Source organism: Streptomyces filamentosus (genome assembly GCF_014654895.1).
In the GTDB taxonomy this organism is placed as follows: Bacteria; Actinomycetota; Actinomycetes; order Streptomycetales; family Streptomycetaceae; genus Streptomyces; species Streptomyces filamentosus.
In genome coordinates this window covers 2,271,135-2,288,010 of sequence record NZ_BNBE01000001.1, presented here as the reverse complement: position 1 = coordinate 2,288,010, position 16,876 = coordinate 2,271,135, and the positions used below count along the sequence as shown (strand labels likewise).

Genomic DNA, 16,876 nt, shown 5'->3' with positions numbered 1-16,876 from the left:
TAAGCGGCAGCGGAGTTCCAGGGGTGGGGCGGCCGCTTCGGTGCGGTTTTCGTGTTACGTGCGGCCGAACAGGGCCGCCCCTTTGGCATGCCCGCGAATTTCGTCTGCCGAGCGATCGAGAAGATTGTCAGGCACGCGAATGTCTTTGCTCAGGGACGTCGGCAGACGCCGGCGTCGCATAAGGGCGGCCCTCACCAGGGCCACCGGCTTCACGGCGCTCGCCACGGCGACCGCCGTCCTCGCGGGCGTCATCCAGGGCGCCCCCGCCCTGGCGGACACGCCGCCGGAAGAGGACCAGGGGCTCTACCGCAACAGCATCGGCGAGCAGCGCCGACTGGACCGCTGCGTCACCGGCGTGGCCCTCCACGTCGGCGGTCCGCAGCTGAAGAACACGGCGATCGGGGCGCTCACCGGCACCGACGAAGAGCTCCGCACGGCCGTCGGCAGCATCGGCTGGATCGGCTTCGGCCCCCTCGGACAGGCCAAGGACGCCGACGGCGAGACCGCACAGGCGTACATCGACGCCTTCGCCAAGCGCACCGAGGAACTCAACGCGGCGAACAAGCCCTATGTCCAGTCCGCCTGGAACAACGAGGGCATGGACTGGCACGCGCCCGAATTTGGCGCGGACGTCAGCTACTTCACCGCCCTGTCGAAGGTCCAGCTCGCGGTGCCGCTCGGCAAGGACGGCGGGAGCCGGGCCAGCGCGGAGGCCGTCGAGAAGGCCCGCGCCCTCACCGAGGAGAACCGCGGCAAGGACGACTGGGACGACTTCGCCGCCGACTCCATGCTCCAGGACGTCGGCTGGGAATGGTCACGCGGCACGACCTCCAGCGACATCGCCTCCTACCTGCGGCGCGGCGGCTATGCCGCGGCGGAGCCGGTCAAGGACTCGCCCGAGTACCGGGTCGAGGTCGAGGACCTGAAGCAGGCGTGGGCCGCCTGCGACCACCAGAACCCGATCGACCCCCGCCGCCGGCTGAACGGCCCCGTGATCACCGCGATGGTCGAGTGGGAGCAGGAGTACGCGGGCCAGGCGGCGCAGCGGGCCACGATCATCCAGGCGGAGGCCGACGCCTCGGAGGCGACCCGGCTCGCCACCGAGGACATGATCGAGGCGATCCGGCAGGCGTGGATCGCCGAGCAGATCCTCATCTGGCGCAAGCACTGGCAGGACGTGCTCGCCAACGACCCCGACACCATCTTCGAGAAGCCCGACCAGGCCTTCTACGACAAGGCGACGGCCGATCTCGCCGCCGCCCGCACCGAGGCGGCGGCCCGCGCGACCTCGGCCGACGCCCACGCCGCCGCGGCCGCCGCGGCGGTGGAGCGCGCCGCGACGGCGCAGCAGGAGGCCTGGGCCGTCGCCGACACCGCGAAGGTGCCGCGCGGCCGTGGCCTGATGTACGCGCAGCAGTCGATGCAGGTGACGCGGGCCTCCGCGGCCGCCGCCTCGGCCGCCGCGAAGGCCACCCGGACCGCCAAGTCGGCCGCCGACGCGACGGTCGCCGACGCGGACGCCCTGCTGGCGAAGGCGCAGACCGACTCGCACGCGATCAACACCGAGTTCCGCCGGGTCGCCGCGGAGGAGGCCGCCGCGCAGGCGAAGGCCGCCGCCGACAGCGCCGTGGCCAACGCCACGGCCGCCGCCCAGGCCGCCGAGACCGCCGGATCGGCCCGTACGACGGCCGAGCAGAAGCGGGACAAGGCGAAGTCGGCCGCGGAGACCGCGGCGAGCGAGCGGGCGAAGGCGCAGACGGAGAAGGCCACCGCCGTCGCCGCCCGTGCCACGGCCGCCGCCGAGCGTGCCAAGGCCGCCGAGGCCGAGGGCAGGGCCGGTACGCAGAAGACCGCGGCCCAGTCCGCGGAGACGGCCGCCGGTACGTCGACCGCCGAGGCGAAGGCCAAGCGGAAGACCGCCGACGAGAAGGCCGCGGCGGCCAGGGCCGCCCGGGAGAAGGCCTTCGCGGCGCTTCAGGGCAAGCTGGCCACCGCCGCCCGCGCCGCCGCCCTGGAGGCCGCCGCGGCGGCCGCCGAGGGTTCGGAGGCCGCCGCCGAGACGCGGGCCGCCGCCACGGCCGCCCGTACGGCCGCCACGCAGGCCGCCGCGGCGGCGACCGCCGCGCAGGCCGCCGCCGACGAGGCCACCGCGGCCGCCGTCGGCGCACGGTCCGCCGCGACCACCGCCGAGGGCGCCGCCGAGCGGGCCGAGGCGAACGCGAGCAAGGCGTGGGAGGCGTACTACACCTCCCTGGGCGCGGCCTCGTCCGCGCACGCCGCCGCCGCGACCGCGCTGGACGCGTCGCAGGACGCCGCGCTCCGCGCCGACCTGGCCGCCACCGCGTCGGAGAACGCCACCGAACTCGCCGCCAAGGCGAAGGAGGAGGCCGCCGCCGCGCAGACCGGCGCCGACGAGGCGGTGAAGTCCGCCGCGACCGTCGTCGGCCGCGCCTACGCCGCCGGGCAGGCCGCGCTCGCCGCCCGTGACAGCGCCAAGGCCGCCGTCACCGCCTCCGCCGAGGCGATCTCGGCCGGCACGCCGTACCAGGAGAAGGACTCCTCGGCCGCGTTCGCGGTGCTGGTGGGACAGTCGTCGAAGACGATCGCCGAGCAGCAGGCAGCCGCCGCCGAGGCGAAGGCCGCGGAGGCCAACCAGGCCGCCACCGACGCCCAGGCCGCCGCCGGCCAGGCACAGGGAGACGCGAAGCTCGCGGCCGAGGCCGCCGCCCGCGCCGCCGCCGACTCGGTCCGCGCCGTCGAGGCCGTCACCCGCGCCCAGGCGTCCGCCGCCGAGGCGACGGAGGCGCAGAAGGCCGCGAAGACCGCGGCCGAGACCGCAGGCGAACACGCCCAGCAGGCCGGCAACGACGCCCTGAGCGCCCGTAACACCGCGACCGAGGTGGCCGGCGAGGCCGCCGGGGCCGACCGGGAGGCCACGGACGCCGAGCGGCACGCCGCCGAGGCGAACCAGAAGGCCGGACGTTCGGCCGAGGCGTCCGCCGAGGCCGCGCGCAAGGCCGCCGAGGCCGAGAAGGCCGCCAAGGACGCCGAGGAGAAGGCGTCCGACGCGAACGGCGACTCCACCGCCGCCGAGGAGGCGGCGAAGAAGGCCGAGCAGGAACAGCGCGAGAAGAACGAGGCCGCGCACAAGGACGCGCTGGCCGAGGGCGTCACCCCGATCGAGGGCGGCGCGAACAACTGGCCGGTGCTCGGCGAGCGCGAGGAGAAGATCCTCCTCGACGCCTGCGGCCAGACCTGCGTCGACGACTACCGCGACGGCCTCGCCGCCGTCTCCGTCGACATCGTCAAGTGGGCCACCGACAACGGCGGCTCGATCCTCTTCGAACAGCTCGACGCCGCGAAGGTCAAGCAGTGCCTGGCCACCTCCGACGTCGAGGACTGCCTCTGGGACCTCGTCGACATCGCGTCGAACGCCGTGATCGTGGGCCGCATGCCCGCGCTCTCCCAGGCGATCGAGAAGGTCTCCGACGGCGTGCGGCGCATCTTCGTCGACGCCGACAACGCCCTGCGCCGGCTGCACGAGCTGACGGCCGTCATCAAGGACGTCCGCTCCACCCCGCGCCTCAACCGCTGCCTCGCCGGTGTCGCCCTGCACGCGGGCGGCGCACAGATGAAGGCCAAGGCCATCGAGGGCCTCACCGGCACGAACGACCAGCTGGCCGCCGTGATCGGCGACGTCGGCTGGATCGGGTTCATGCCCCTGGGGCAGGCCAGCGAGAAGGACGGCGCCGCCGGCAACGCCTACTGGGACTCCATCGCGGCCCGCGAAGCGGTCCTGGAGGACGCCAACCGGCCGTACGCCATGAGCTCCTTCGACGACGGCATCACCCTGCACGCACCGAAGTTCGGCGCCGACATCCTCGGCTTCACCGCCGCGTTCCAGGCGCAGCTGGCCAACAGGCTCGGCTGGGACGACCACACCAACCCCAGCACCGAATCGCTGGCGAAGGCGCGGGAGATCACCGAGCAGAACCGCGGCAAGGACGCCTGGCACGACTGGTCGGCCGACCTCATGCTGCGCGACGCCGACCCCACCAACACCCGTTTCCCGGGCGGCACCACCGCCACCGACATCGCCTCCTACCTCAAGCACGGCGGCTTCCTCGGCAAGAAGGTCGCCGAGGGCACCCCCGAGTTCCGCATCGAGGTCGAGAACCTCAAGCAGGCGTGGTCCGCCTGTGACCACGCCGAGCCGATCGACCCGCGCAACTCCCTGTCCGAGGTCGCCTCCCAGGCGTCCGCGGAGTGGGAGGCCGAGTACGCCGGCCAGGCCGCGCCCCGCGCCCTGATCATGCGCGCGGAGGCCGACGCCGCCGCCGCGACCCGCGCCGCCGCCGACAACATGGTGGAGGCCATCGGGCAGGCGTGGCGCGCCGACCAGGTCCTGCGCTGGCAGAAGTACTGGCACGACCTGCTGGAACGCGACCCGGACAACATCTTCAAGCCCAAGAAGGCGATGTTCGACCGGGCCAACGCGGACCTCGCCGACGCGCGGGGGAAGATCCAGGCCCTGGTGGCCGCGTCGAAGACGCAGGCCGAGGCGGCGAACGCCGCCGCGGGCCGTGCCGTGACCGCGCAGAAGGACGCGTGGGCGATCGCCGACGCGGCCGAGGTCCCGCGCGGCCGCGGCCTGATGTACGCCCAGCAGTCGGTGCAGGTCGCCCGCGCGTCGGGCGCCGCCGCCACCGCCGCCGCGAAGGCGACGGAGACGGCGTTCAACGCGGCGAAGGCCACGGTCTCGACCTCCCAGACGCTCCTCGCGCTGGCCCAGACCGAGTCCCACGCGCTGAAGACCGAGTTCCACCGCATCGCCGCGCAGGAGGCCGCCGCCCAGGCGAAGGCCGCCGCCGACAGCGCGGACCGCCAGGCCACCGAGGCCGAGGCCAACCTCAAGATCGCCAAGGCGGCCCAGGCCACCGCGGAACGGGAGGAGCAGGAGGCCAAGGCCGCAGCGGGCACGGCACAGCAGCAGCGTGCCGTCGCCGAGCTGGAGCGCGCCAACGCGGCCGCCGCGCGGGCGACCGCGGAGACGGAGCGGGACAAGGCGGGTGTGGCCGAACAGGCCGCCCAGGAGCAGCGGGGCGTCGCGGCGACGGCCCGCAGCAGCGCCGTGGCCGCCGGGCAGAGCGCCTTCGGGCACCTGGAGGACTCGCTGGAGGCGGAGTCCCGTGCCGAGACGGCCCGGAACACCGCGGTGAAGGCCGACCGGGACAAGGACGCCGCGCTCTCCCGCGCGGCGGCGCTCGAAGCGGCGGCAGCCGCGGCCGAGGGCACCGCGTCGGCGACCGAGGCCCGCCAGGCGGCGACCGAGGCGCGTGCCGCGGCGGACCAGGCCGTGTCCGCGGCCGCGGCCGCGTGGTCCGCGGCGAACACCGCGACCACGGCGGCGAAGAACGCCCGTGCCGCGGCCACCGTGGCCAACGGCGCGGCGGAGCGGGCCCGTTCCGCATCCGACGGGGCCTGGGCCGCGTATCTGAAGTCCTCCGGCTCCGCGGCGGCGGCGCACGCGGCGGCGGCCGAGGCGATCGACGCCTCCGAGGCGGCGGCCCTGAACGCGAAGAAGGCGGAGGAGGATTCGAAGAAGGCGTCCGCCGCGGCGGCCGTCGCGAAGAAGGAGGCCGCGGCCGCGCACAGCGAGGCGGTCCAGACCGCCCAGTGGGCGGCGAAGACCGCGGGGTACGCGTACGCCACCTCCCAGGCGGCGAGCGCGGCCCGGGACACGGCCCTCCAGGTCGTCAAGCCCGCCAAGGAGGCCATCGCGCTCGGCACTCCCTACCAGGAGACCGACGCCTCCGCGGCGTTCGCCGTGCTGACCGGGCAGAGCGCGCTGACGCTGTCGCAGCAGCAGGCGGCGGCGGCCACGGCGAAGGAGGCCCAGGCGGCCGAGATGGCCGCCGAGGCCCAGCGCCTCGCCGAGCAGGCGGCGGCCGACGACAAGCTGGCCGCCGAGGCGGCAGCGGCGGCGGCCAAGGACGCGGAACGCGCGGCGAAGGCCATGAAGCGCGCCCAGATCGCGGCGGCCGAGGCCGCCAAGGCGGCGAAGGCCGCCCAGGCCGCGGCCGAGCGCGCCGACGGCTGGGCCATGCAGGCCGGTACCGACGCGATGCAGGCATCGTTCGCCGCGAACGAGGCGGAGTCCGACGCGGCCGCGGCCGGCAATGCGGCCACGGAGGCGGAGAAGGACGCGGCGAGCGCCCGGCAGGCGGCGACCGACGCGAGCGCGGACGCCGCGGAGGCGGACGGCGCGGCCACCCAGGCCGAGCAGGACGCCTCCTCCGCCGAGCAGGCCGCCGCCAACTCCCAGCAGTACGCCGACGAGGCGGAGACCGCCGCGTCCCATGCCGAGGAGGAGGAGCGCAAGGAGATCGAGGCCGAGCGCAAGGCCGCCATGGAGTCCGGTGACACACCGGTCGTGGGCGGCGACTCGAACTGGCAGCAGATGACGGCGGAGGAGGAGCAGATCCTGCTGGCCGAGTGCGGGCAGCAGTGCGTGGATGACTACCGGGCCGCCCTCCAGGCCGTCGGCGCGGGCGTGATCGACTGGGTCATCGCCAATGGCGCCGAGATCCTCCTGGAGTTCATCGGTGTCAACGACCTCAAGCGCTGCCTCGGTCAGGGCGACGTGGAGAGCTGCCTGTGGACGCTGGTGAACGTGGCGAGCCTGGTGGCCATCGTGGGCAAGCTGCCCGCGGTCGGCAAGGCGATCACCACCGTCGTCACCGGCATCGGGAAGTTCTTCGAGAAGGCCGAGTGGGGCAAGCGGACGCTGAACCAGCTCCGCAAGATCATCGAGAAGGTGCGCAAGGAGGGTCCCAAGCCGCCGCACTGTCTGGTGAAGTCGGGCGTGGCGACGATGTCGTCCACCTCGTTCACCCGGGCGTCGTTCAGCGCCGCCGCCGCGTCCGACGAGCCGGAGGTCCCGTGCTTCAAGGGGCTCACCGGGGGCAAGAACTTCAAGGCGCACTGGCAGAGCAAGAAGGCGCTGCTCGGGAAGTTCCTCGGCAAGACCTATCCGAAGTGGAAGGACGACGAGGGCGCCGAAATGCTGGCCGACCTCTTCGAGCTGATCACCAGCGGCAAGGTCAAGTACGTGGGACTGGGCACGCTCAAGGTGGAACAGCCCGCCGGTCACATCTTCCGGGGCAGTGGACTGACGCTCGTCGTGAAGACCAACGGTGAGTGGTGGACCCTGCTGGAGTCCGGATTGGCGATGGACAAGTCTATCGTGATGCTGTGATGAGAGATTCGGTGTTCGACCGGCTGGGCCGGGCGAGGGTGCAGGACGTTCTCGTCCCCGGATATGTGGACAGGGACGGGAAACGGCCGGTTTTCCGGCCTTTCCCGGCATCGGTCTTCCTGGAACTGGCGGACGGGTTCGTGGAACTCGTCACCGTTCCCGACGAGGGCCGGATGACGGTGCGATTCGTCGCCGAGCCGTGCATTCCCGAAGCCCTGCTCGACGAGGAGGAGGAGTTCGCACTGGACTCGCGAGGTCTGGACGTCTTCACGGACGCGCATTCCTCGCTGCGCGTCACCCGGATCCGGGGCGTGGTCCCGGCGGACTCGTCCACCGGGGCCGGTGAGCCGGACACGGCGTACGAGTGCCTGGAGTTCCGCTTCGAGGACGGCTGGTACCTCTTCGCCGATCCCGGATACCCCCTGGGGATCCGGATCGGCGGCGAGGGCGCGTACGACCGTCTGCTGGAGCTGAACGCCGGGCGGCCGACGGCGCTGGAGCCCGGCACGCCGTTCGTCTGGACGCCGTGACGGCGGGTTCCCCGGGGGGATGACCCTCCGGGGGACCGCGTGAACGGCGAAGGGCCACCCCGTCCAGGGTGGCCCTTCGTGCGTGGTGCCCGCGGCGTGCGTCAGCCGATCCGGTCCAGCTGGGCCTTCACCAGGGGCTCCGGGATCGCGCTGTCGTCGGGGGCCAGCATGTTGACGCCGTGGAAAGCGGCGATGACGCCGCCCTTGCGGACCACGGTGCAGGTCATGGGTACGTCCTGCTTTCCGACGACGCTGGTGATGCGGTAGCCGATCGCCTCGTCGCCGAGCGCGGACACCGGGACGGGCCGGATGCCGGTGTAGGCCAGGCCGAGGGTTCTGAAGCCCTGGGGGCACTTCTCGACGGCGGTCCGCAGCTCGTTCATGACGCGCCGGGCGTCCTCCTCCGAGTGGGAGGCGAGCAACATCGACCCGACGGTGGCGTTCTTGGCCTCCAGGGGGTCGAGGGAGCGGTGTTCGACGCTCACGGCGGGGAGGTGGGTGTAGCCGCCGGCGAGGCTGGCGAGCGGCTGGCAGGCGGCCTTGTCCGCTTTCACGTCCTTGCCGGCCCGGGTTTCGGCAGTGCCGACCGTCTTGGCCTCGAAGCCGTTCCGCTTCCCGCTGAGGACGGCCTTCCGCAGGGCCCCGGGACCGACCGCGCCGATGCGTTCCGCCTCGGCCTCGGCCTTCTCCTCGGCGGCGGTCCCGCTCTGCGCGCTCGCCTTCGAATTCTTCCCGTCCTCTCCGGATTCCTTCGATTCGCCACTGCACGCGGAAAGGGCGAGCAGCGCCGGCACCAGGACGGCGATCGGAAGGGTCCTGCGCAGTCTCATGTTTCTCTTCTTCTTTTCTGGCGCCCGCTGCGGATGAAGATCAAATCGAAGGGATCCTATCGGCGGCAGGCGGCGGTCCCCGTCACGGGCTGGCTTCGGAACGGTCCGCTCCGTCCGTTCCGGACATGTCCGTCAGCTCCGTGGGTTTCGCGTTCTCCGGATTTCCTTCGAGTTCCGCGAGTTCCTTCTCCATGTTCTCGCGGGCCTGTTCCTCCCAGGCCGCCGCGCCGTAGGGGGTGCGGAAGAGGCGGGGGAGGGCGAGGAGGTGGCGGAGGACGGCGGCGCGGCCTTCGCGGAAGGCGTCGTCGGGGACGAAGGCGTACTCTTCGCGGACGGCTGCGGCATACCCCCTGTAGGTATCGGAGGCGGTGGCGAGGATCGCCAGGTCCGCGTCGCACAGGGTCTCGCCGTTGAGGTCGCCCTCGGCGGGGTCGTGGGTGACGGTGAGGCGGACCAGGCGGGCCACCTCCGCCACCTCGTGCTCGGTCAGACCGGCTTCGCGCAGGGCGCGTTCGGCGAGCGCGGCGGAGCGTTCCTCGTTCTCCGAGCGGTCGGGTCGGTAGACCGCGTCGTGGAACCAGGCGGCGAGGCGCACGAGTTCGAGCTCCCCGCCCCCGCCGCCCTGGTCGGTGAGCTCGTCGATCCGGTCGAGGACCGCCCGCAGGTGGGCGGTGGTGTGGTAGCGGCGCTGGGGTTCGGCCCAGCGTCCCAGCAGGTCGTGGCCGTACGGGGCGGGGTCGGGGCCCTCGCGGCCGGCGCGGGCGGCGAGCAGGGTGGCGTTCCAGCGCCGGAGGAGGTCGCCGGCCCCGGTCGCGCTGTCCTCGGTTGCGGTCATGGGCGCATTCTGCCCGCCGGGGCGCCCCGGAGCCGGTCGGGACGGGGCCCCCATCTCTCCCTTACATACCCCCCATGGGTATGCTACGGTGCTCCGCGTAGGTACCCCCCTGGGGTATGCGAACGGCCCAGGCCACCGGTCGGCCGCGAGTGAAGGGCAGTGCGATGTCAAACGTCAATCCCCGGCGCTGGTGGGCACTTCTCGTGCTCGCCACCGCCCAGTTCATGGTCATCATGGACACCTCGATCATCGGGGTGGCGCTCCCCGAGATGCAGAAGGACCTCGGCTTCACGCAGGGCGAGCTCCAGTGGGTCTTCAACGCCTACGTGATCGTCTTCGGCGGTCTGCTGCTCCTCGGCGGGCGCCTCTCCGACCTCGTCGGGGCGCGCAAGATCTTCGTCACCGGCTGGGCCGTGATGATCGCGGGCTCGGTGCTCGCCGCCGCCGCGCAGACCGCCTGGGTCGAGATCGCGGGACGTGCCGTGCAGGGCGTCGGCGGCGCGCTCATCGCGCCCTCCGCGATGACCCTCCTGATGATGCTCTTCATGCACGACCCGAAGGAGCTCGGCAAGGCGATGGCGCTGTACGGCGCCGCGGCCCCGGCCGGCGGCACCGCGGGCGTGTTCCTCGGCGGCGTCTTCACCGAATGGGCCGCCTGGCAGTGGGTGTTCATCATCTACATCCCGATCGGCCTGGCCACCCTCGCCGCCACCAAGCTGCTCCCCGAGGTCGGTTCCCGCCGCGGCTCCGTCGACGTCCTCGGCGCCGCCGCCGTCACCGCCGGCCTCGCGCTCGCCGTCTTCGCCGTGGTCCGCGCCCCCGAGGTCGGCTGGGGCTCCACCGGCACGATCCTGCAGCTCGCCGGCGCCGCCGCCCTCCTGGTCCTGTTCTTCGTGATCCAGAAGTCGGTCCGCGAGCCGCTCATGCCGCTCAGCGTCTGGCGCGTCCCGCGCCTCGGCTCGGCCAACCTGGCGATGACGCTGCTCGGCGCCGCGTGGATCCCGATGTGGTACTTCCTCAACCTGTACCTCCAGCAGGTCCTCGGCTACGGGGCCTTCGCCTCCGGCGCCGCGCTGCTCCCGATGACCGTGCTCCTCATGATCTTCATGACGGCCATCACCTCCCGCCTGATGATGAAGGTCGGCGCCAAGCCGCTCATCGGCGGCGGCCTGCTGGTCCTCGCCGCCGGCCTGGTCTGGCTCGCGGCCGTCGAGCCCACCGGCTCCTTCCTCGTCGACGTCCTCCCGGCCTCGCTGGTCGCCGCGCTCGGCATGTCCCTCGCCTACATCCCGGCGATGATCGCCGCCATGTCCGGCGCCCCGCAGGAGCAGGCCGGTCTCGCCTCCGGCATCGTCAACACCACCTACAACGTCGGCTCCGCGCTCGGCCTCGCCGCCCTCACCGCGGTCGCCATGTCGCAGGGCGCCGACCAGCTCGGCAACCTGCCCAAGCTCACCGAGGGCTTCTCGGCCGCCTTCGTCGGCGCCGCGATCGTCGCCGCAGTCGGCGGCGTGATCACCCTCCTCGTCATGAAGGGCGACAAGGCCGTGGCCACCGAGGCCGCCGCCGCCCCGCAGGGCGAGAAGGTCGCCGCCTGAGCCGCCCGGATCCGCTTCGCGAGGGGCCGCCCGACGTCCGTCCCGGACGCCGGGCGGCCCCTTCTCCGCAGCCGGTCCGGATCCGGACCGCAGTCGGTCCGCAGTCCGTCCGCATTCAGCAGAAGGAGTGACCATGGAACTGGGCACCCGTGCCGTGCACGTCTTCAACGAGCCTTTCGGGGAAGGAAGCTGGCCGCTGTCCGTGCCGCTCGTGCAGTCCTCCGCCTTCGCCTTCGACTCGGCCGCCGAGCTCGCCGACGCGATGGCGGGGCCCGACGGCCGGTACGTCTACGGCCGCCGCGGCAACCCGACCGTCCGCGCCCTGGAGCAGACCCTCGCGGCCCTGGAGGGCGGCGAGGGGGCGATCGCCTTCGCCTCCGGCATGGGGGCGATCAGCGGCGTGCTGCTCGCGCTGCTGCGGCCCGGCGACCGGGTGGTCGCCCAGAGCTGCCTGTACGGGGGGACGCACGCCGTCCTGACCGACCTGGCGGAGCGGTACGGCATCGAGGTCGTCCGGATCTCCGGCGACGACCCGGCCGAACTGGAGGCCGCCGCCGTGCACCCCGCGACCCGGCTCCTCGTCCTGGAGACGATCGCCAACCCCACCGGCCGGGTCCCGGACCTCCCCGGGCTGCTCGCCGCCGCCCGCGCCCTCGGGGTGACGAGCCTGGTCGACAACTCGCTGGCCTCGCCCGTGCTGTGCCGCCCGCTGGAGCTCGGCGCCGACGTCGTCGTGCACTCCACCACCAAGTACCTCTCCGGGCACTCCGACGTGCTGGGCGGTGCGGCCGTCTTCGCGGACGGCGCCCTGCGCCGCCGGGTCTGGCCCCGCACGGTCGAACTCGGGTCCTGTGCCGATCCGTTCGCGGCCTGGCTCACCCTGCGGGGGCTCCCCACGCTGCCCCTGCGGATGCGCGAGCACTGCGCCAACGCCGCCGCCCTCGCCGAACGGCTCGCCGCCCGGCCCGAGGTGACGGCCGTCCACCATCCGTGGCGCCCGGACCACCCCACGTACGCCACCGCCCGGAAGGTGCTCGCCGGCGGCGGCGGGCTGCTCTCCTTCGAGCTGGCCGGGGGCCGGGAGGCGGGGCGGGCCTTCATCGAGCGGGTGCGGCTCGCGAAGCTCGCGCTCTCGCTCGGCGGCGTGGAGACGCTCGTCGCGCACCCGGCGTCCACCTCCCACCGCGAGCTGGACGCAGGTGCCCTGCGGGCCGCGGGGATCGCTCCCGGGCTCGTGCGGATGTCGGCCGGCATCGAGGACGTCGAGGACCTGTGGAGCGACGTCGAACAGGCCCTCTCCCGCCCCGAGCAGGGTCTCTCCCGCCCCGAGCCGGCACTCCCCCGCCCCGAACGGGCCCTCTCCTGAAGGGAGTCGGACCTTCTTTTGGGTTGACAAAATAAATGGCTGATTCGTAGATTGGGTGGTGCCAGGAAACGTAGAACTCCTAGGTCAAGGGGGCGCGCGATGCGCTACTTCGAGGACTTCCGGCCCGGCGACGTCCACGAACTGGGCACCGTCACCGTCACCGCGGAGGAGGTGCTGGACTTCGGCCGGCGCTTCGACCCGCAGCCCTTCCACACGGACCCCGAGCGGGCGAAGGACTCGCCGTTCGGCGGCCTGATCGCCAGCGGCTTCCACACCCAGTCGCTCTTCATGCGGCGGTACGTCGACGGTCTGCTCGCCTACAGCGACTGCCTCGGCTCGCCCGGCATCGACGAGGTCCGCTACCTGCGCCCCGTGCGTCCCGGCGACGTCCTGACCGCGCGCGTCGAGGTCCTCGGCGCGACGCCGTCGCCGTTCAATCCCGCCACCGGCACCGTCAAGCCGCGGTGCACGCTCGTGGCCGCCGACGGGACGGCCGTGTTCAGCATGATCCTGCACAGCATCTTCCGCCGGCGCCCCGACGCCGCCGAGGCCGCGCATCCGTCGTCGATGCCCGCGGCCGAGGACCCCGTCGGCTGTACGGGCGCCCGGGCCGAGAGCTGTGTCCCGGCCATGACCGCCTGACGGGTCCGCCCGCCCGCCCGACGGGTCCGTATGCCCGTCGGCGGGTGCCGCGTGCCCGCCCGGCCCTGAACACGGCCGTCCGCACCTCTCCTGACCACCGACCCGAAGGGGGACCTCCCGTGGAGGCCGTATCCCGCACCGCCCAGTGGACCGCCGCCGCGCGGGCCCTGGAGACCGAGCGCGAGGACCGGCTGTTCGCCGATCCCTACGCGCGCACCGTCGCCGACGAGATCGGCTTCGAGCTGCTGAAGCGCTACGACGGCGGCGGCATCGTGCCGTTCCTCGCCATCCGCACCACCTACCTCGACCGGGCGATCACCGCCGCCGTCGAGGAGCGGGGCATCCGCCAGGTGGTCTTCCTCGCCGCCGGCATGGACACCCGCTTCCACCGGCTGCCCTGGCCCGACGGCGTCACCGTCTACGAGCTGGACCGCCCGGCCCTCCTGGAGGCCAAGGCCGAACTGCTGAAGGGCGAGCCGCGGCCCGCCGGGCGCACCCGCGTCGCCGTCCCCGTCGACCTCACCCAGGACTGGACCGGCGCCCTGAAGGAGGCCGGCTGGAAGAGCGACGAGCCCGTCCTCTGGGTCGTCGAGGGACTGCTGTTCTTCCTGCCCGAGCAGGCCGTGCGCACCCTGATCTCGACGCTCTCCGCGCACGCCGCCCCCGGCTCCGTGCTCCTCGGCGACGTCATCTCCCGGGCCGCCCTCGTGAACCCGCTCGCCCGCGGCTTCATGAAGGCCCTGGAGGAGGACGGCAACCCGTGGCTCTTCGGCACCGAGGACCCCGAGGGCCTGCTCGCCGACTGCGGCTGGGCCGTCCGCGAGGTGCGGCAGCCCGGCGAGGACGGCGCCGACTTCGAGCGCTGGCCCTACCCGGTCCCGGCCCGCACCGTCCCCGGCGTCCCTCGCTCCTTCCTCTTCACCTGCGACCTGCCGACCACCAGCCAGGAGGTGGCCGCGTGAGCGCCCACGACTTCCACCAGAGGGTCATCACCGACGCCGGCGCGGCCGTCCGCGGCCTGACCGTCGCCCTCGGCGAACGCCTCGGCCTCTACAAGGCGCTCGCCGCCCACGGCCCGCTCACCGCCGCCGCGCTCGCGGAGCGGACCGGCACGGACGGGCGGTACGTGGAGGAGTGGCTGCACGCGCAGCTCTCCGCCGGGTACGTCGAGCGGCACCCGAGCTCCCTCACGTACACGCTGCCCGCCGACCACGCCGAGGTGCTGGCCGACCCGAAGGCCGTCACCTACGCCGCCGGGTTCTTCACCGCCCTGAAGGCGCTGTACGCCACCGAGGACCTGCTGGTCGAGGCGTACCGCACGGGCGACGGCGTCGGCTGGGCCGAGCACGACGCGGCCCTCGACACCGGCATGGGCTCCTTCTTCCAGCCGACGTACGAGCACAAGCTCGTCCCCGACTGGCTGCCCGCCCTGCGCGGGGTCACGGACAAGCTGGCCGCCGGCGGCACCGTCGCCGACGTCGGCTGCGGCGTCGGCCACACCACCCTCCTCATCGCGGAGGCGTTCCCGAACGCCACCGTGCACGGCTTCGACTACTCCGAGGAGGCCGTCGCGATCGCCCGCGAACTGGCCGAGGAGGCCGGGCTCTCGGACCGCGTCGTCTTCGAGGTCGCCTCCGCCGACGACTACCCGGGCAGCGGCTACGACCTCGTCTGCTTCTTCAACGCCCTGCACGACATGGGCGATCCGGTCGCCGCCGCCCAGCACGTCCACAAGTCCCTGGACGCGGACGGCACCTGGATGCTCGTCGAGTCCAACGTCTCCCCGCAGGACGTCGACGCGCAGACGCCCGCCGCCCGCATGTTCATGGCCCTGTCCGCCGTGATGTGCCTGCCGGTCGCCGTCGCCCAGCGCGGCCCGCACGCGCTCGGCAACCACTCCGGCGAGCGGGCCTTCCGCGCCATCGCCGAGGAGGCCGGCTTCACCCGCTGGCGGCGCGCCGCCGAGACCCCGGTCAACGCGGTCTACGAAGTCCGCCCGTAACCCCCCAGCGAAGGAGTCGCACCATGGGCGTCGCCGCCCCCCTGCCCGTCACCGACCGGTTCATGGAGGTCCTGGAGCGGCTCAGCGAGCGCTCCGTCGAGGACTACTACAACCCGTACCAGACCTTCCAGTGGCCCGAGACCCTGGAGGAGAATCGTTTCTGGATGACGCCGGAGCTGCTCACCGTCTTCGGCACCGAGCACTACGACCGCCTCGGCGAGGACGCCCTGAAGCGCCTCTCCAAGTGGGAGTCGGTCAACTTCTACAGCCTCAACGTGCACGGCATCCGCGAACTCCTCATCGAGGTCGTCGGCCGCATCCACATGCCGGGCTTCGAGGTCCCCTCGGACTTCTTCCACCACTTCATCGGTGAGGAGAACGAACACATGTGGTTCTTCTCCGAGTTCTGCCGCCGCTACGGCAACAAGATCTACGGCTCCACCGCCATGCGCGCCGACGCCGCCTGGGAGCCCGAGGTCGAGAACTTCCTCGTCTTCACCCGGATCCTCTTCTTCGAGGAGCTGGTCGACCACTACAACTCCCGGATGGCGAAGGACACCTCCCTCTGCCACACCATCCGCGAGGTCAACCGCATCCACCACCAGGACGAGTCCCGCCACATCGCCTTCGGCCGCGAGCTCGTCTCCCTGCTGTACCAGCGGATGTGCGACGCCGTGCCCGCCGCGCGCGTCCGGGAGGTGGAGGCGTACCTCAAGCGGTACGTCGTCTACAGCGTCAACTCCCTCTACAACCCCCACGTGTACAAGGACGCCGGCATCGCCGATCCGCTGGCCCTGCGCAACGCCCTCATCGCCGACCCGGCCCGCCGCGCCCACGAGCGCAAGGCGATCCGCAAGCCGCTCGCCTTCTTCCTGAAGACCGGGATCTTCTCCGACGACACCCTGCCCGTCCTCTGAGAACCGGTCCTGCGCGCGAACACACCCGAGAGGTGCACCGACCATGACCGTCACCACCCCCGAGACCGTCGGGGCGACCAGGGGCCTGCCCTCCCTGGGGCCGGAGGGGACCCGCCTGCTGCGGCTCCTCGACGACACCTTCGAGGGCTGGGGCCTGGCCGCGGGCGCCCGCCCGATGACCATGCCGCCGCTCCTGCCCGCCGCCGACCTGGCCCGGCTCGACTACTACGACAACTTCCCCCACCAGGCCGTCCTCGCCGCCCCCCTCGACCTGGAGAAGCGGCTCACCAGCCCCTTCGACGCCGAGCACGGCCACTGGGCGCCCGCCGCCCTCGAACCGGCCGGCCTCGGCCTGCCCTCCGCCTCCTGCTACGCCGTCTACCTGGACCACCAGGGCCGGCAGGTCGCCGACGACACCCTCGTCACCGTCTGCTCCTGGTGCTTCCGCAAGGAGACCCACTACGAGGGCATGCGCCGCCAGCTCGGCTTCCGCATGCGGGAGGTCGTCGCCATCGGCGCCCGCGGGCACGCCGAGGACCACCTCACCGCCTTCACCGCCCGCGTCGACGCCTTCGCCGAGGCCGTCGGCCTGTCCCTGCGGAAGGAGGCCGCCTGCGACCCCTTCTTCGACAAGGGCGGCTCCAAGGCGCTCCTCCAGCGCCTCACCCCGGTGAAGTACGAGTTCCTGTACGAGGACCTGGCGATCGCCTCCGTCAACACCCACCGCAACTTCTTCGGCGAACGCTGCGACATCACGCTCGCCTCGACCGGAGGACCGGCCTTCACCAGCTGCGTCGCCTTCGGCCTCGAACGATGGCTGTCCGCGCTGACCCGCCGCCACGGCGGCTGGGAGGCGGCGACCCGGGCGGTCCTGGACGCGGCCGGGCCGGTGATCTGA

Annotated in this window: 11 protein-coding genes; 9 read left to right on the top strand and 2 right to left on the bottom strand. The window is 72.9% G+C overall.

The window, feature by feature from the left end; all coding sequences use genetic code 11:
- The first annotated feature begins 139 nt into the window (after positions 1-139).
- Both IE326_RS10195 and IE326_RS10190 read left to right on the top strand, forming a co-directional pair.
- Positions 140-7,258 carry a hypothetical protein gene (locus tag IE326_RS10195; protein WP_190041339.1) on the top strand — a complete coding sequence of 2,373 codons (7,119 nt, stop codon included), beginning with the start codon at positions 140-142 and terminating at the stop codon, positions 7,256-7,258.
- Positions 7,258-7,788, top strand: coding sequence for a hypothetical protein (locus IE326_RS10190; RefSeq protein ID WP_229915277.1), 531 nt, complete (start codon positions 7,258-7,260; stop codon positions 7,786-7,788). Before IE326_RS10195 ends, IE326_RS10190 begins: the two co-directional genes overlap by 1 nt.
- A 101-nt stretch (positions 7,789-7,889) precedes the next feature.
- On the opposite strand, the gene IE326_RS10185 is transcribed toward IE326_RS10190, so the two are convergent.
- Together IE326_RS10185 and IE326_RS10180 are read right to left on the bottom strand one after the other, a co-directional pair.
- Entirely contained in the window at positions 7,890-8,618 is a 729-nt protein-coding gene (locus tag IE326_RS10185; RefSeq protein ID WP_190041337.1) for a hypothetical protein, read from the bottom strand.
- An 82-nt stretch (positions 8,619-8,700) separates the two neighbouring features.
- Positions 8,701-9,453: an HD domain-containing protein gene (locus IE326_RS10180; RefSeq protein ID WP_229915276.1), complete on the bottom strand. Its 753-nt coding sequence runs from the start codon at positions 9,451-9,453 to the stop codon at positions 8,701-8,703.
- Between the two features lie 164 nt (positions 9,454-9,617).
- Here IE326_RS10180 and IE326_RS10175 point away from each other — a divergent pair, with 164 nt between their 5' ends.
- From IE326_RS10175 to IE326_RS10145, 7 genes are all read left to right on the top strand, one after another.
- A complete protein-coding gene (locus IE326_RS10175) occupies positions 9,618-11,051 on the top strand; it encodes an MFS transporter (protein ID WP_150230252.1) in 1,434 nt (477 codons plus the stop codon).
- A gap of 133 nt (positions 11,052-11,184) precedes the next feature.
- Positions 11,185-12,417, top strand: a complete 1,233-nt coding sequence (locus IE326_RS10170; RefSeq protein WP_190041336.1) for a trans-sulfuration enzyme family protein — start codon at positions 11,185-11,187, stop codon at positions 12,415-12,417.
- A 99-nt stretch (positions 12,418-12,516) separates the two neighbouring features.
- Positions 12,517-13,059: a MaoC family dehydratase gene (locus IE326_RS10165; RefSeq protein WP_150230256.1), complete on the top strand. Its 543-nt coding sequence runs from the start codon at positions 12,517-12,519 to the stop codon at positions 13,057-13,059.
- Positions 13,060-13,178: 119 nt separating this feature from the next.
- Positions 13,179-14,021 carry a class I SAM-dependent methyltransferase gene (locus IE326_RS10160; protein ID WP_190041335.1) on the top strand — a complete coding sequence of 281 codons (843 nt, stop codon included), beginning with the start codon at positions 13,179-13,181 and terminating at the stop codon, positions 14,019-14,021.
- Positions 14,018-15,061, top strand: a complete 1,044-nt coding sequence (locus tag IE326_RS10155) for a class I SAM-dependent methyltransferase (protein WP_190041334.1) — start codon at positions 14,018-14,020, stop codon at positions 15,059-15,061. The genes IE326_RS10160 and IE326_RS10155 overlap by 4 nt, the downstream gene beginning before the upstream one ends.
- A 23-nt stretch (positions 15,062-15,084) precedes the next feature.
- Positions 15,085-15,978: a diiron oxygenase gene (locus tag IE326_RS10150; protein WP_150230264.1), complete on the top strand. Its 894-nt coding sequence runs from the start codon at positions 15,085-15,087 to the stop codon at positions 15,976-15,978.
- A gap of 43 nt (positions 15,979-16,021) precedes the next feature.
- Complete coding sequence (locus tag IE326_RS10145; protein WP_150230266.1) at positions 16,022-16,876, top strand: class-II aminoacyl-tRNA synthetase family protein; 855 nt, start codon at positions 16,022-16,024, stop codon at positions 16,874-16,876.

What these genes read in the sequence shown, in the direction of transcription:
- IE326_RS10195 (WP_190041339.1), top strand. Translation starts at nt 140, where the DNA reads ATGTCTTTGCTCAGGGACGTCGGCAGACGCCGGCGTCGCATAAGGGCG.
- IE326_RS10190 (WP_229915277.1), top strand. Translation starts at nt 7,258, where the DNA reads ATGAGAGATTCGGTGTTCGACCGGCTGGGCCGGGCGAGGGTGCAGGAC.
- IE326_RS10185 (WP_190041337.1), bottom strand. Translation starts at nt 8,618, where the DNA reads ATGAGACTGCGCAGGACCCTTCCGATCGCCGTCCTGGTGCCGGCGCTG.
- IE326_RS10180 (WP_229915276.1), bottom strand. Translation starts at nt 9,453, where the DNA reads ATGACCGCAACCGAGGACAGCGCGACCGGGGCCGGCGACCTCCTCCGG.
- IE326_RS10175 (WP_150230252.1), top strand. Translation starts at nt 9,618, where the DNA reads ATGTCAAACGTCAATCCCCGGCGCTGGTGGGCACTTCTCGTGCTCGCC.
- IE326_RS10170 (WP_190041336.1), top strand. Translation starts at nt 11,185, where the DNA reads ATGGAACTGGGCACCCGTGCCGTGCACGTCTTCAACGAGCCTTTCGGG.
- IE326_RS10165 (WP_150230256.1), top strand. Translation starts at nt 12,517, where the DNA reads ATGCGCTACTTCGAGGACTTCCGGCCCGGCGACGTCCACGAACTGGGC.
- IE326_RS10150 (WP_150230264.1), top strand. Translation starts at nt 15,085, where the DNA reads ATGGGCGTCGCCGCCCCCCTGCCCGTCACCGACCGGTTCATGGAGGTC.
- IE326_RS10145 (WP_150230266.1), top strand. Translation starts at nt 16,022, where the DNA reads ATGACCGTCACCACCCCCGAGACCGTCGGGGCGACCAGGGGCCTGCCC.